Source organism: Streptomyces sp. NPDC007084 (assembly GCF_040703595.1).
Lineage (GTDB): Bacteria > Actinomycetota > Actinomycetes > Streptomycetales > Streptomycetaceae > Streptomyces.
This window is the reverse complement of the sequence record NZ_JBEYFY010000028.1, coordinates 5,667-21,075: the sequence shown is the minus strand read 5'-3', so window position 1 is coordinate 21,075 and position 15,409 is coordinate 5,667. Positions and strand designations below refer to the sequence as shown.

1 protein-coding gene (running past one end of the window) is annotated in these 15,409 nt (G+C 71.6%); it reads right to left on the bottom strand.

Translation table 11 applies throughout. The features are described from left to right. On the bottom strand, positions 1-15,409 hold the beginning of the coding sequence (locus AB0912_RS22270) for a lonely Cys domain-containing protein (protein ID WP_366702355.1). Its footprint begins 43,892 nt before the window's first position; 15,409 of the gene's 59,301 nt are visible here — the first part of the coding sequence; it begins with the start codon at positions 15,407-15,409; the stop codon falls past the left edge of the window.

Here is a 15,409-nt window from a genome sequence, read left to right as displayed (position 1 = left end):
CCGCGCCTTCGAACTCGTCCGCCAGCCAAGGGAGAAGGGCCCGCGGGCTCTCGATCTCCTCCGGGCGGGGGTGCTGGCGCCGGAAGCCGTCCAGCGCGTGGCCCACTTCGGTGATCCGCTCGATCAAATTCCGCTGCAGATCGACCAACGTGGGGTGGGCGGCCGGGCCGGTGGCAATCTGCGGCTTGCCACGGACCATGCGCAGCGCCCGCACCAAGTCGGGGACACCATCCGCACCGCGGCTCAGCCCGGTTACGACCAAGTCCTCGAACTCCATCCAGTCCAACCGGACCGGCGCCGAGATGCGGTACCGATCACCGTCTGGGGTGTGCTCCACCCTCAGAGCCTCATGCCTTTGCAGGAAGGCGACGTACCGGCGGAAGAGAGGCATCTCCCACATTTTGCCGCGGTGGTCGGCGTTCTTCCGGATGTCCGGCTCGGAGGCACCGGGCTCAGCCACCAGATACGCGAGCAACAGGGCGGGGCCGCTGTTCTTGCCCTTCCTCCCGGTCACGCTGAGCGGCCCCAGCATCCCCAAGGTGAAGTCCTCCTGCCCATCCGCGGGCTGCGGCGCGGTGGCGGGCCCCTGCTCGTCCGCGACTTCCGGCTCATTGAAGATCTCCGGCCCGTCGGAGTCGTCCTCGATGCTCCCGGCAGGACCCGGAAATGACAGCGCGGACGACGGTCCCGCCACGGAAGGTCCGGCCGCGTTCATGCCGAGGCGCACGCCCTGCGTCGGGCTCCACCCCAGCTCGCCAAGCCGGTCGGTCACTTCGCTGATCCGCGCTACGAGGCGCTGCCGGAGCTCCGCCACCAGCGGATGGCCCGCTGTCCTGCCCCCGCTCAGGGGCGCGCCCCTGACCAGCCCCAGCGCGCGCAGCAGCTCGGGCACGCCCTCCGCCCCCCGGCTCAACCCGGCAGCGGCATGAACCTCGAATTCCTCCCAGTCGCGCGCGACCACCGGCGAGATGCTGTACGTCGTGCCGTCCGGCGTACGGGTCACCGCCAGGGCTTGGTGCGAGTCGAGGAAGGCGACGCTGGTCTGGAACTGCTCCCGTGTCCACGGCTCGCTCTCGTGTGAGGCGTTGTGCCTGATCTCCTCTTCGGATGCCTCTGGGCGAACAGCGAGATAGGCGAGCAGCAGGGCGGCTCTGCTGTCCACCGCGTCCCGACCCGTTACGACGGGGGGCCCGAGCAGAGAGAGCCGGAACGCGTTCCTCGGTGCTTCCGTGACGATCCTGCGCCACTGCGTCTGCAGTCCGGCATGGTGGGGCAGCAAGGCCAGCAGTTTCCTGACCAGGTGCGCCACGGTGTCCAGCCGGTCGGCGCCGCCGTTCTCGGCGAGCCGCCATTGGGCAAGTGTCCAGGCTGCTTCGGCGACCGACTCGAGGATCTGCTGGTACATCTCGGGTGCCCATGCCGGCGGGCGCCCGCCGAAGGGTGGGCCGGTGAACAGACCGAGCGCGCGCTCCAGGTCCCCCGCCGCGGCGGGACCCTTGCTGACCGCCTCGGCGGCCAGCATCTGGAACAGCGTCCAGTCGTCCCAGACCTGCGGCGAGAAATGCCATCTCATTTTGGATGACTCGACAAATCCCTGCCCCGCGGCGAATCCCGTGGTGAGTCTCTCGCTCCATTCCCGCAACATGGTGATGCCCTCGAGGCCCAGGTGGACGCTCAGCGCGTCTTCCGGCAGGTGCGTACCGAAGCGCAGGGCGACGGCGAGATCGGTGAGCTCACTTCGCTGCAACGTCGTGACGTTGACGGTTCCGAGGATCGAGATGCCCGGCACGTTCTCCATGAGGTACCGAAGAGGATCGAAAGCACCCTCTGTCAGCACCGCGACGCGCTGTGCCGCCCGCAGGAGCTTCGGGGAAAGCGGCAGGGTCCGCAACCCGGTCACCAGACTCGTGTACGCCTGCTCCAGGCTCTCCGGTCGGCCCTCCGCCAAGCGCAGTTCGACGGCGTCGAGCACGGTGCTCTCCACCGCGTCGAGCATCTCCTGGTAGAGGCCCACGGCCCAGGGGCGGGGCCGGGACAAGAACGGAACGCCCTGGACGAGGCTCAGCGCCGCCTCGGCGAGAGCAGCCGATCCCGTCCGTCGGCCCGCGGTGCTCAGCTCCCGGAACCGCGTCCACTCGTCCCAGAGGTCGGCGGGGAAGTCAAGCGAGAGAACACTCTCGTAGTACAGGCGCCTGTTGTGCGATACCGGGATACCGAGCGCCCGCTGGATCGTACGGCGAGCCTGCAGCAGGTCGTGCAAAGTCTCTCCACCCAGCGCGGGAAGCGCCTGCTGCGCTGTTGCCCCGGGCCGGAACCACAGGAAGGCCAGCAGATCGCATTCCAGGCCCGACAGCCTGTCAGCGAAGTGTGACGGCCCGAAAACGCCCAGAGGGGGGGTCGACGGGACGAGTGGGCCCTCGAAGACCAACTCACGGTTGGGAGGGGTGAACACGAACGGCAGTGACAGAGCCGGATCTCCCAGCGCGGACAGTACCCGCAGACGTCTCGTTCCGTCCGGCAGGTGGTCCACGGTCAGCGCGCCGTTGTTCGTCCACACCCCCATCCGGAGAGCGTCCGTCAGGGTCGTCCGCATGTCGGACGACACCCCGCGGTAGGGATCCAGCAGGCCCAAAGCCACGACCATGCCGGGGTCGAGCGGCACCCGCCGCAGCAACTCGGCCAGTTCCGCGTGCGGCACCGTGGCCGTCAGATTCGGCAGACTCATCAGAACCGACGCGCTGTCGACGCCCATCCGCGCCAGGAGCAGCCGCACGGGTCGCGTCCCTCCGGCCCAGGGAGCCTGCACCAGGCCCAGGCGTATCGGCTCGCCCTCTTCCGCCGGGACGGGGGAGCCGTCGACGTACATCTGCGCCATGTCCACAGACGGACGCGGAGCCCCATGCGCCTCCGTCCAGTCGAACCCGATCCGGTGGCCGGTCGAGTCGTGGACCGCGGCGGCGGCACCGAAGGCCCCGGCAAGTTCCAGGTGGGTGGCGGCCAAGACGGTGTCGTCGGAGAGGTCGAACCCCCGAATCGCCGCGGCTCGTGCGACGTTGAACAGCGCCACCATGTGCGTGCCGCTCGCCTCGGTCAGGACGGCGGCGTCGTGCAGGATGGCGGCGGCCCGCCTTGGCCGTTCGGGGACGCGGCGGAACGCCGACCACCACGACCAGACGCGGACGCTTGACCACAACAGCGCGTCGCGGGGTGATTCCCGGTCGGAATCCGCATGCACGGCCCTGATCTGTTCCTCGATGGAGCCGAACCGTTCGGTCTGGTTCAGCAACTGCAGCGCCGCGTCCACGTCCGGCATGGGGAGGAAGGTGCGCAGCGGGACGAGTTGCTCGGCCGCGGCCTGTCCGGCGCGTCGGAGAAACTCCACGCGCTCGTCTTCGGTCACCGGAACCAGAGAAGCCCGGTGGAGCGCGGTGCGCACCATGTGGTCCACCAGCTGGGGTGTCAGGTGCGCGAACGCCGCCAGCTCATGGTCGAGTCCAAGCATGTTGCGGATGGCCTCAAGTCCCTTGCGCAGATCCAGGAAATGAGGATGCTCGCGGGGCTCGACGCTCAGGAGCTCCCGCAGGACACCGAGGTGTTGCGTGTGGTCGCTGTTGGCTTCGTACAGCGGATCCGGCCCGGTGTCCAGGCCGGCTATCCCCGCCGGGGCACTCGGCCGAGTCCCCGACGGCCCGGCAGTCCCCGACGGCCCGGCTGAGGTCGTCCAGTCCTGCGACAGCCATCTCAGGGCCAGGCGATCGATGACCTCGCGGCCGACTGCCAGCCGAAGCTCGCGCGTCCTTTCCTCGACGGCAGCGATCCGCTTGGTCATCATCCCCTGGAGGTTCGTGGCCCACCAGAGGCTGCGGCGTTGGCCGAACGGGCGACCGCGCACGAGATCCAGCGCCGCTTCGAGGTCGGGTAGACCGTCGGCTCCCTTGGCGAATCCCGCCAGGGAGAGCTCTTCGAATCGGTCCCAGTCCGTGAGGATATGGGGCGCGAGGTCGTAGACCTCCTGACCGTCCTGCATCCGTGCGTGGACGTTGTGCGCGCCGACGGCATGCCTCAAGGCGTCCAGGTGCTGCTGGAAGTCCTCATCCGTCCAGGTCCTGGTGCCCACGCCGGGAGTGTGGAAAGCCACCGCCTCTCGCATGGCGGCGGCCGAGGACCCCGGGTTGAAATAGAGGTAGGCGGCCAGCAGCGCCACATCCGCCTGGGTGTCCCCGGCTACCGATGGGGCTCCCAGCAGGGAGATCTCCGGTACGGGACGGTCTCCCTGGGGAACGACCGGACCGAGCGGCGACCGGCTTTCCCCGTTCAGCTCGGCGAGGCGACCGCGCAGCTCGGCAGAGTCCGGGACCGCCTCCAGGGCGTGGGTCAAGGCTTCGTAGGCCCTCCGGTGGCTGTCCTGGGCGTTCTCGGCAAGACGCCACTCGGCGATGGTCAGCGCCGCACGGGTGATGGCGGCCGTGATCTCCGCGTTCAGCCGGCGCGCCCAGCCCGGCGGCTGACCGCCGAACGGCCGACCCTGGACCAGGCGCAGGGCGTACTCCAGGTCGGCGACAGCCCCAGGGCCGATCAACAAGGCGTTGTCGAGAAGGAGGCGGAAGTCGGTCCAGTCATCCTTCACGTCGGCCGCGATGACCGGGCCGTCCGCCGTCAGGACCACACGGCTGCGACCCCGATCGCCGATGTGGAAGGCCCGGGCGAGCCTCTTGATGTCGTTCTCGTAGAGTTCTGGACGCTCCCCGTAGCTGCCGCCCAGCAGAGCGACGGCCTCGTCCTCGGTGGTGTCCGGGCGGAAGCGCAGCAGCAGCGCGGCCTGGACGAGCTCGCGATCGGTGACGCCGGTCACCTTGACAGGGCCGAGTACGGAGATAGTCGGCACGTGCTCGCGTATGGCGTCCAGCGCTTCCAGACGCCTGCCGGACGCGTACGAGACCCGGCGCGCCAACGACACCAGTACGGGAGAGTTCGGCAGGGTCTGCAGGGCTCCCATCACGGCGCGGTAGGCCCGGTTGGTCGCCTCGGCGGTGCCTTCCACCAAGGTCCAGTCAACGGCCATGGAGACGTCCCGCTCCATGGTGTCGATCATCGTTCGGTAGAGGTCCATGCTCCAGGCCGGAGGGGCCCCGTCGAAGGGGGCTCCGAACACCACGTTCCTGGCCGTGTTCAGCACCTCAGAAGAACCGGTCTCCTCCCCGATGGCAACGAGTTCGGCATACCAGAACCAGTCGATCCACGCGTTGGCCGGCAGGCGGGCAAATCCGGCGGCACCGCTCCCGGGATTCAGCAGCGTCCCCGGGAGCGCCTTTTCCAGCTGGGTCTTCAGCTGGGCGAACCGTCCCCGCCAAACACCCATGGCCGCACGCAGTTCCTCTTCGGATGCCTCCGGCCTCAACCGGATGAGCAGGGCAAGCTGGATGATCTGGGCATGGAGGTTCGATATCCCGACGATCTTCTGCCGCCCCAGCACGGCGATCCTCCTTCCTTCCGGAGGCCGGAGGCCGGGCCGCCCGATGCTTCCGTCCGAAGCTCGGGTGTCAGCCAGCACCATGGCCGCAGAAGGCGCCGTCCGTACGAAGGACGGCGTCGGGGCGGCGGCGGACGGGCGGACAAGGTGGAGGCTGATCGAGCCGTTCGGGCCGGCCGTGGCCCCCAGGCCCCCCGTGCTCGTCCACACAGCACGGCGCAGCGCACTCACGATGGTGTTACGCAGCCCCATTACGGGCGCAGTCCCGGCGTTCATGAGGCCCAGGACAACCTCCACCCCAGGCTCCGCCGGCAGCAAGCGCAGCAGCTCGGCGAACTCCGCGCGGCCCACGGTGGCGGTCAGCCGTGGCAAAGCCAACTTGACGGACTCACCGTCGTCGGTGAGCCCGGCAAGCAGCCAGCGCACCGGGCGGGGCAGGATCGTCCAGGGCGCGGCGGTGCCGTAGGAAGAGTGGGCGGATCCTGTCGTGAGGAAGATCTCGGACAGGTTCAGCGTCGCGCCGGTGATCGCCGGATCCAGCCAGTTGCGGCCCCCGATGGCCCCGTCGGTGCCGGTCATCTGGGTGGCGGGCTCGAAGGCGCCGCTCAGCACCAGGTGGGTTGCCGCCAGGACCGCGTCGTTGGTGTGGTCAAGTCCCCGGGCGGCGGCGGCACGCATCACGTTGAACACGGCGACGACGTGCGCGTGGCTCACCCTCTGTGGAGCCCCCGGGAGGTGGAGGATGCCGGCGGTCCGCGCATGGCGGGTGGGATCCGCCCACAAGGCGCGCACCGTGTCGCCGATCGCGACGGTGGCCCACAGCAGATTCTCCACGGCGTCGTCGTCCACTTGAGGCAGCACTGTGCGGAGCTGAACCTCCAGAGGGCCCATGTTCTCCTGACGGATCATCCGCAGAGCCTGGTCCACCTCGGGCAGAGCGACGAACTGCCGGAGCGGCACGGGCTGCGCACGCCACGCCTGGCCGGCGCGCAGGATCAGGTCGACTCGTTCCTGCCCCCGGACGGGTCCCGGGACCCGTCCGGGGGTGCTGAGCAGCATGTGATCCACGAGCCGGGCGGACAACGGGACGAGGTCCCTCAGGTTCTCGTCGAGGATCAGCATCCGGTCGATCGCACCCAGTCCGGCCAGCAAGTCACGGAAAAGCGGGTTGTTGTGGACGTCGCCGCCCGCCAGTTCCCGCAGGGCGCGCATCACAACATGGGCCTTGTTGCGCACGTAGTCGGGCGCGAGACCGTCGGCGGCGTGCATTCCCGCGTCCCGTGCCAGCTGGTCGAGCTGTTCGTCGGAGGGACGCTGCTCGTCGCGGCCGGGGGCCATCGGGTCGGCCCCCTCCCGCGCGAACCGGTTGCCGGGCCGGGCGGTTCCCGTCGCCGGGCCGCCGAGCTGCTCGCGCGGTCCGAGCTGGGCGGAGAGCCGGCGCAGGTCCCGGTCCCTGATGCCGTGGTCGGCCAGATAGCCGGCCGCCAGCCGCTGTACCGGTCCCCGCGCGGCCACCTCGGCGGCCATCGCGGCGAGTTCGACCGGGGCGTCCAGGGCGCCCATGAGCGTGCCGGGCGTCCGGGGCAGGGTGTCGCGCTGCACGACGGCCCGCAGTTCCCGTCCCGCGACCAGCGCGCCCTGTCCGACCGCGACGGGTGTGCCGTCGGCGGTGAGGGACACCCGGGGGGTCTCGTCGTCAACGCGCAGGGCGTCCACCATGCCCGTGCCGTGGCCGCCGACCTCGTGGGCGGCCTCGTCCTCCGTGACGTCCGTGGCGAGGCGGTGCTGTGACTGCGGCTGCCGGGGGCCGTCGACGGGCTGGCGGAACACGGACATCGTGAGGTGCGCGGCGTCGGCGTCCGTCACGCGGACAGGGGTGACCGACAGGACCTCCAAGGCCGTGTACCTGTCGGGGGCTTCCGGGTCGGGCAAGCGGTGGCCGGGTTCGGTGAACCGCCTTTCGACGCCCTTGCTGATCCGGTCCCACACGACGTCCAGTTCCCCGGCGTCGACGTCTCCTTCCGGCGTGAGCCGGACCCGGATCTCCAGGTCCACGAAGGTGACATCGCCGGCCCGGAAGCGCCGCACCGCGTACGCGCCGGCCGTCACGACGGGTGCGAGTCTGCCCGGGTCACGGCGTGAGACTCCCCAGACCACCGGGTTCATCGAGGCGAACTCGCGTTCCACGGCGGGGGTGTCGGCGCGGGCCTGCCACCACGCCGTGTTCGCGCCGCCGCCGCGCGGGGTGAGCGGAGCGGGGCCGGGCAGCTCACGTACGGCAAGCGGATCGCCGGTTCGCGAGGCCGGGAACAGGGGCGAGGGGGCAGCACTCTCGTCGTCCGCCCACGTCTCGGCCGCCAGGTCCAGGTCCGGCCGGAACTCCAGCAGCGGCCGGCCATCGTTGTGGGGGTGAGTGCTCCGGACGCGGTTGAAGGTCTCCGGTCCGGCTTCGGTCCGCGGCTTCCACGTCAGGGGGGTGACGCTCAGGCCCGCCGACCGCAGGGAGTCGACGAGGCCGCCCTGCTCGTCGTCGCGCACCGAGTCGCCACGGACACCCCGGATGAGGAAGACGTCCTGATCGCCCGCGATGGGGCGGCGCTCTCCCCCCACGACCTGGTGGACGACGCCGTCCTCGACCACGTACGTGCCCAGCGCCGCCAGCCGCTCCATGTCCTCGCGCAGCCGCCGGTACTCCTCGCCGCGCTGCTCGAAACGCTCGGCCACCTTGGCCCACAGCTCCGGATCGCCGTCCGGCGCGACGGTCTCGGGCCGGGGCATCGTGGGAGCGAAGTAGCCGACGAGTCCGACCTTGTCCGCGGGCGCGCCGAGGTGCACGTCGTACGGGTTGATCGCCTCCGCCGTGATCTCCCGCGGCCGGGAGACGGCCCCTTCCGGCAGCCGGCGGGACGTCTCGGGGCCGTCCGGCCGCACCGCGAAGCGCAGGTTGTTCGTGCGGGAGAACTTGCGGAATCTGGCGTAGTCCCGCCTGGCCATGCCGAAGGCGGTCAGCGCGTCACCCGGTGTAACCGGCCGACGGGTCCGCGGCCTCGCGGGCCGCTCGACGGACAGGTCGGCGCCGTTCGCCGTGGCGGCCGTGTTCCCGGCGAAGTGGGGGTTGGGTATCCAGTGGACCGCGAGGCCGGCTGAGGATCCCGCGTCCCGTGCGCCGACGATCTGCCAGGCCCCCCGGATGTACTCGCGTGCCACACCGCCGGGGTAGGCGATCTCCTCCTCCGCGAACTCGTTCGGAAGGTGGGACCGGCTGCCGAATGTCTCGGCGACGTCGATGCCGGGCTTGTCGACGATCTCGTAGACGTAGGCGTCGGTACCGCGCCGGTCAAGGGCCCAGTCCAACGAGAAGGAAGCGCTCACGAACCCGTAGGCCGCCGTGTCAGCCGTCCCGAACTGCACGTAGTCGTACAGGTCGATCCGCTCCGGGTCACGGACGGCGAAGCCCTGTTCGAAGATGGTCCGCGGAGGCCGCTTGTCGGAGCGGTGGACGCGCCGGGGCCGCGTGACGACCGGCTCGGGGCGCAGCCGGGACACGTCGATCTCGGTCGCGGCCCCTGTCTGGAGGTCCAGTTCGTCGAGGCCTTCGAGGCTTTCCCAGCGGAAGGAGCGATCGACTTTGAGGGAGAACGAGGACGAGGTTCCCGCCGGGGCGAACCGGAGGACGGGGGAAAGGTCCGGCTCCTCGCCGTCCGGCAGCACGGCGCGTTCACCGACCGCGTCGGCGGCGGGCGTCCGGCCGGTGTCCGGAACCCCGGACTGGGTCCGCGGGGCGCCGGACGCCGCCGTGGCAAGGGGGCTCGTGGCGGCCAGCAGCGGGGTGCCTGCGTGCCAGGCGAGGTAGGTGCGGCCCCGCGTGTCCTGGGTGAGCCAGGCGGGTCCGGCGACCGCCAGGATCCCGGTGAGCGTGGCCTGCCGTACGGCGCGGCCCAGCTCCCGGACGTGCTCCAGGAACGGAGGGTGTGGGCCGTCCGCGAACAACAGGGCGGTGACGAGGCCGTCGCCGTAAGCGTCCAGGGCGGGGTCGTGCGCGAGCAGTTCGAGGAATTCGGCCCGCGGCACCGTGAGTTTCCCGCCCGGCAGGGTGAGGGTGACGTCATCGGCGCCGGCGTGGTCCAGCATGTGGAGGTAACTCCCCATACCGGCGGGCCACGGGACGGGCCTCAGTGTCCTGCGGCCGTCCCGCTCCACGGCGACGAAGGTGCCGTCGGGCAGCAGCCACGGCCCTGGCGCCGCGGTGGTCGACCAGATGCGGCCCGCGACGGCTCCGGCGCCGTTCGTGGCCGCGGTGCGGGCGTCGTCGAAGGCGCCGAGGACTTCGAGGTGGAAGGCGCCGAGCGTCACCCGGTCGGTGAGGTCCCGTCCGACGGCCGCCGCCTGCGCGAGGAAGACGCGCAGATCGTCCGGGCTCACGCGCGTGTCGCCCGGCAGGTGCAGGACGGCGCGTGCGAACCCGTCGGGGTCGGAGTCCGGCGCCTGCCACTGCTCGGCCTTGGTCAGGGCCCACAGCAGCCGGGACCGTTCCGCGGGGCCCACCGGCTCGTCGGGGCCCAGGCGCAGGACCGTCCGGGCGCGTGCGGCGAGTTCGGCGCCGGTCAGCGCCGACAGGTCGCGCGCCACGGCGGCGGCGTGCGGCATGGCGACCCAGTCGGTCAGGGCTCGCTCGCCCAGCTGTTCGAGCGCTGCGTCCAGGAGACGTTCGTACACCGCCCGGGGAATGTGCTGCGCCGCGTCCAGCCCGCCGTGGGCACGCGCCGCCGACTGGAACAGGTCCAGGGTGAACGGGCCGAGGGGGCTCAGCGTGTCGTCGGCCCGGCGCATCCGCTCCAGGGCGGCCATGCCCTGGAAGAGACGGGCGTACCCCGGGTCGCTGTCGATGTCGTGCCCGAGGGCCAGTCTGAGGGCCCGCACCAGCCGGAGAACGGTGTCCCTGCTCTCCTCGGGGACAGGGCCGGGCCCTTGGTAGAGCGCGGACTCGACGGCGAGCCGGTCCACGTCCTCGGCAAGCGGCTCGGGCAGCCGGTCCTCGAAGCGGGCCGGCCGGCCCTGGGCGTCGGTGACGGAGCCCCAGCGGTACGTGTCCTGCCCGGTCGCCGGGTCCAGGACGGGCGCGGTGCCGAAGACCCCCTCGGAGGCCGCGGTACGCCGTCGCGTTCCGTTGCTCACGTGCTGGGCCAGGGAGACGGTGCCGAGCGGGTCGGCGACGAACGGGAGCGGACCGCCGGCGCGGGGGTAGTTGCGCACACCTCGCACGTCGCTCGCCGGCGTCAGGGCGAAGCACTTGTTCAGCAGGATGCGGCCGTCCTTCGGCAGCGCGCGCACAGCGCCGCGCCGCGCGAGGAAGCCGGCGAACGCCTTCGGTGTGAGCCACGCGCTCGCTCCGGACCGGGTGACGAGCTGGGCCCCGCCCGGACGGGCGTGGGAGGACCAGATGTACGTCTCCTCGTTCCAGCCGGGCAGGGCGTGCGGGGGGCCGACCCGCCGGCCGGCCGGGTCGAAGTGGACGATCGTCCTGCTGCGGCCCATGTGCCGCAGATCGCCGTCGCGCGCCGGCATGTCCTGCACGGTGTGCGAGGCGTCCCCCAGCAGCCGCCCGTCCATGTCGTGCACCGGATGGACGAGGAACTGTTCGTCGGCCGGCGAGAGGGCCGGATCGAAGGGTGTGGACAGTCCGGTGCGGGCGGGGACGAAGCGGGGTTCCGGCTCGTCCCTCCGCGCGGTGAGGACGATCCGGCGCGGGGTGTCACCGGATCCCTCGACCTGGAGTGCGGCGTCGGTGTACCAGGCCGGTTCTCCCCTGCGGTCCGAAAGGGCGGAGTAGCCCTCGTGCGGCAGAGCTCCCGACGGGGCGAGGACGACGAGCCCGCTCTTCTCCGGACGGGCGGTCAATGCCGGGTCCAAGGCGGCCAGTTCGACGAAGACGTCCCAGGGCACAGGGCGCGGGCTGTCGTCCACCCGGATGGGCACCACACCGTCCCGGCCCGAGAGCACCACGGCGAACGGCTCGCGGGCTTTCCGGTCGCGCACCCAGGGTGCGGGCCGGGATGTGGTGCCGACGGCCCTGCCATCGGCACCGAGTTCGCGTGTCTCCACCTCGGTGAGGTCGAGTCGCGTCGGCCGTGTGGCAGTCCAGTCGCGCCCGACGGCCGTGGCGCCGTCCTCGCCGAGCATCAGGCTGTCCGCGTCGAAGACCCCCCGCGACGCCAGGTAGGTGGCCGCGAGTTCGGCGAGGCTCTGCCGGTCCGCCGCCCCGGACCGTCCCGCGAAGTCGAGCAGCTCGCTGATCTGCGCCGGGGTGATCCGGCCGCCGGGAGGCGGGACGAGCACCCTGCGGACAAGCGCGCCGGCCGACAGCGGGTCGACGTGCAGGAAGCGGTCGCGTCTCGCCAGATCCACCAGGGCGGCCAGCGTCTCGACCCGGGTCTCGTGATCGGGCCGTTCCCGGTGCGCGTCACCGAGCCGGTTCAGCAACTCGGCTTCGACGTCGGCGCGAGAGGGCGGCGCCGCATCGTCTGACGGCCGGGGCCGGGGCGGGACCGCGGGTGACGCTGCCGAACCTGTCTGCCGCAGCAGGGCGCTGCCCCGATGCGGGCGGCGACGGGGCGGACCGCCGCGTGTGAAGAGGCCGGCCCGGCCACTGCCGGGTCCCTTCTCGCCGAGCAGCGGCGCCGAGCCGTCGTCCGTACGGGACTCCTCCGCGTCGCTGTCGTCCGCGGAGACGTCTGAGAGGTCGGTGAGGTCGCTGAGGTCGGCGTCCGAGTCCGGCAGGGTCCGCGACGCGGTGTCCCAGACGTCCCCTTCGACGTCGCCGGTTTCGGACTCTCCCGTCGACGACTGTGTCAGAGACCGAGCGACCGGCTCGATGCCTCGCGGCTCCGGCTCCGCCTGACCGCTCGTCGTAGGCAGGGCGGCGGCGGGCAGCACCCGCTCCTCGGACGCCTCCGGACTCTCCCCGGACGCCTCCGCCTCCGCCTCTGGGCGGGAGACGTCGGTACGGCCGGTGGTCGGTACGCGGGGGGCGTCGGGCGCGGGTTCGGCACGCCCGCTCGTCAGGGGCTGGAATCCGCCGTGCTCCCCCGGGCCCGCGGCGGGGTCGGCGATACGCGCGATGCGCCAGGGCCGGTAGGGGTTGCCCGTCGGCACCAGAGCCACGTTCCCGGCGCTCGCCCAGCCGGCCGGCGCCGGCGCGCCCCACTCCGCGGCCGAAGCACCGGGCCGGGAGGGGACGCCCGCCTCCGCGCTAAGAGCCTCGTACAGTGCAGTGACGAAGGGGCCCGGCTCGTCCTGCGACGCGCGGGCGTGCGGGATCACGACGACGACCGGGGCCCGCGGGTGGCGCGCCGGATCGTGCGCGACGAGTTCGGCGGCTTCTTGCGCCGGCACCCGGTGGCGGACGCCGTCCGCGGTGGTGACCAGCACATGATCGCGGTCGCCGTCGGCGACGAGCACATAAGGGGCGACCGCGGCCGGCCGCGCCGGGTCGGGGGCCCACGGTGCCGCTTCCGTGCCGTGGGCGGCCAGGCCCTGTTCCCCGTCCGGGGCCAGAACGCTCACCCGTGCGGTGTCGACGGCTCCGATGTGCTGCCCCGTCCAGTTGCGGCCCGCGGTCATACCGCCCGACTCCACCTGCAGACTGGTCGCGGGCGAAAGGGCTCCCTGCCGCTGCAGTTCGTAGGCGGCGATCGAGGAGACGCTCGTGGCCCGCCCGGCGTCCGCGGCCTTCAGCACGGTGTCGAGGGCGTCTGCGCGGTTCCGGCCGGAGACCTCCGCGTCCGGCGCGAGGTGCTGAACGCGCCGGGCGACCGCGTCGATGTCGGCCTGCGAGACCGGCGTCGCCGCCGACGGGGCGGATCCGGGTGCCGTCCCGCCCCGCAGACCGTCCACGATCCCGACGGCGTGGGTCAGCCGTTCCACGGTCTCGGGGCTCGCGCCAGGGCCGGCCACCTGCCGGGCTATGTTCTGCCACGTCTCACCGGCGGTACCGGCGGACTCTCCCTCGCCAGGGGCATGCACACCGTCCTGGCCGGGCTGCTGGTCCAAGGAGGGGGAGTGCTGGCCCGTGTTCGGGTGGGAGGCGCCGGCCGGCTGGGAGGCGCCCCCCGGGACGGGAGTGCCGCTCGGATTCTGGGTCCCGCCCGGGTGCGGGGCACCGGACGGCTGCGGCGTCGCGCCCGGGGCGGAAGCGCCGCCTGCGGGGATGGCCGACGGCCCGCCGAGGAACGCGTCTGCGGGGGCCGCGGCGCCCGGCTCGAACGGGTCGCCGCCGAGGGTGCCCTGCCGGCCGAACTCCTCTGACCCGACGGGCGAGTTGGTGCCAGTGAGCGGGGTGGTGCCGGGGAGCGGGTTGGCACCCGTTAGTGGATCAGTGCCGGGGGGCTGGAGCGGCGAGGGGGAGGAAGGAAGGTCGAGCTGGGAGGTGGACGAGGTACCGGGCCGGCCTATGGGCGGCAGGGGTGAAGTGGCGGAGGGCGCCAGGGGGGCCTCGCCGGGCAGCGCGTCCCGGAGAGGATCGCCGGGGCGCGGGTCGGTCAGGGGCGCGGCAACGTCGTCCGGCCGTGCGGATGTCGCTCCCGAAGGCATTCCCTGTGAGGTCCCCGGCGTGGCGCCGGGCGGCGGGAGAAGTGGGAGGAGGCCATGGGCGGACGGCCGCGTGGTGAGGCCCTCCAGCAGGTCCGGGACCGTGCCTTTCGGACCGCCGGTGTTCGTGGTCGGGACGGGACCGCTCGCCGGAGGCGCGGAGTTGACCGGAAGCAGGGGAGCGAGCGGGACGACGGGCGGCTCGAGAAGGGGCGATGTGGCCTCGCGCGGTGTTGCCGGATTCGTGCGTACGGGCCGGGTGTTGAGGGTTGCCGACGAGGTCGTGATCGGGGCGGCCCCGGTCGCGGTCTTGTGCGGCGGCGGCTCGACCAGCTTCCGCGTGGTGTTGAGGTGGTGATCGTCGGCAGAGCCGGGGGTGGTGGTGTCCACCGTGTTCACCGCCGTACGGACGGTGGAGAACATGCCGGTGAGATCCTTGAACTTCTCGAAGGACGCGCTCGCCCCCGCGAAGAGCCCCAGGGTCACCACACTGCTCGTGCCGGCCCCGTACATCGTCTGCCAGGAGAACTTCCAGTCTCCGCGCAGGACCGCCTGGGTGATCCCCTCTCCGATGGCCTCGCCGAAACCCTCGGCGACGAAGGCGTTGAACACCTCGAACGTGGGCCGCGCCCACTTGTTGCTGTCGAAGGTGTTCTTGAAGAGGTTCTGGAACGCGCCGCTGAACAGATGGATGAGACCACCCATCACCGCGCCCCCGAACGCGCTCTCCCCCACGTCCTTCCAGTCGACTCCCCCCGGCTTGAGGGGGCCCGAGTTCGTCATCATCAAGAGCCGCGTCGCCAGCGTCGTGAAAGCCTCTTCGAGTGCCTCCGTCAGCGACGGCATCAGATGCGAACGCCGTGCGATCGTGTCGATGATCGTGGCAACCTGCATGACCGTACGCATCTTGGCCAAGTAGCCCTCAAGGGCCGTGAGATACGGCGCGAGGAAGGACATGGCCGCGATCGCCGCCAGCTCCAGCGCCAGGATCACGAACTCCATGATGAGCTGGTAGTTCGACTCCATGATGCTCTGGGACTGCTGGTACTGCCCGGACTGGATATCTCTCATCTGACGGGACAGATCCGACAGGTTGTCGGCCGCGCCCACTCCCATGAGCTGGGACATCGCGGCCTCATAGTTCTGCAGCACCTGCGGAGGCAGAGCGTTCCGAGCCATGGGGAGAATCCGCTGGAGCAGGTCCCGGAACTCGTCGATCTTGTCCGCCGTGTCACCGAAGGTCTCGGCGACAGCATCCGACTTCCGCCCGTCCGCCTGCAGAGGGATCTCCCCCAGCAGGGCGAAGGCAAGCCGCCGGGCGTCGTCCGGCCAGTCGAGGTGCTGCAGTCCCAT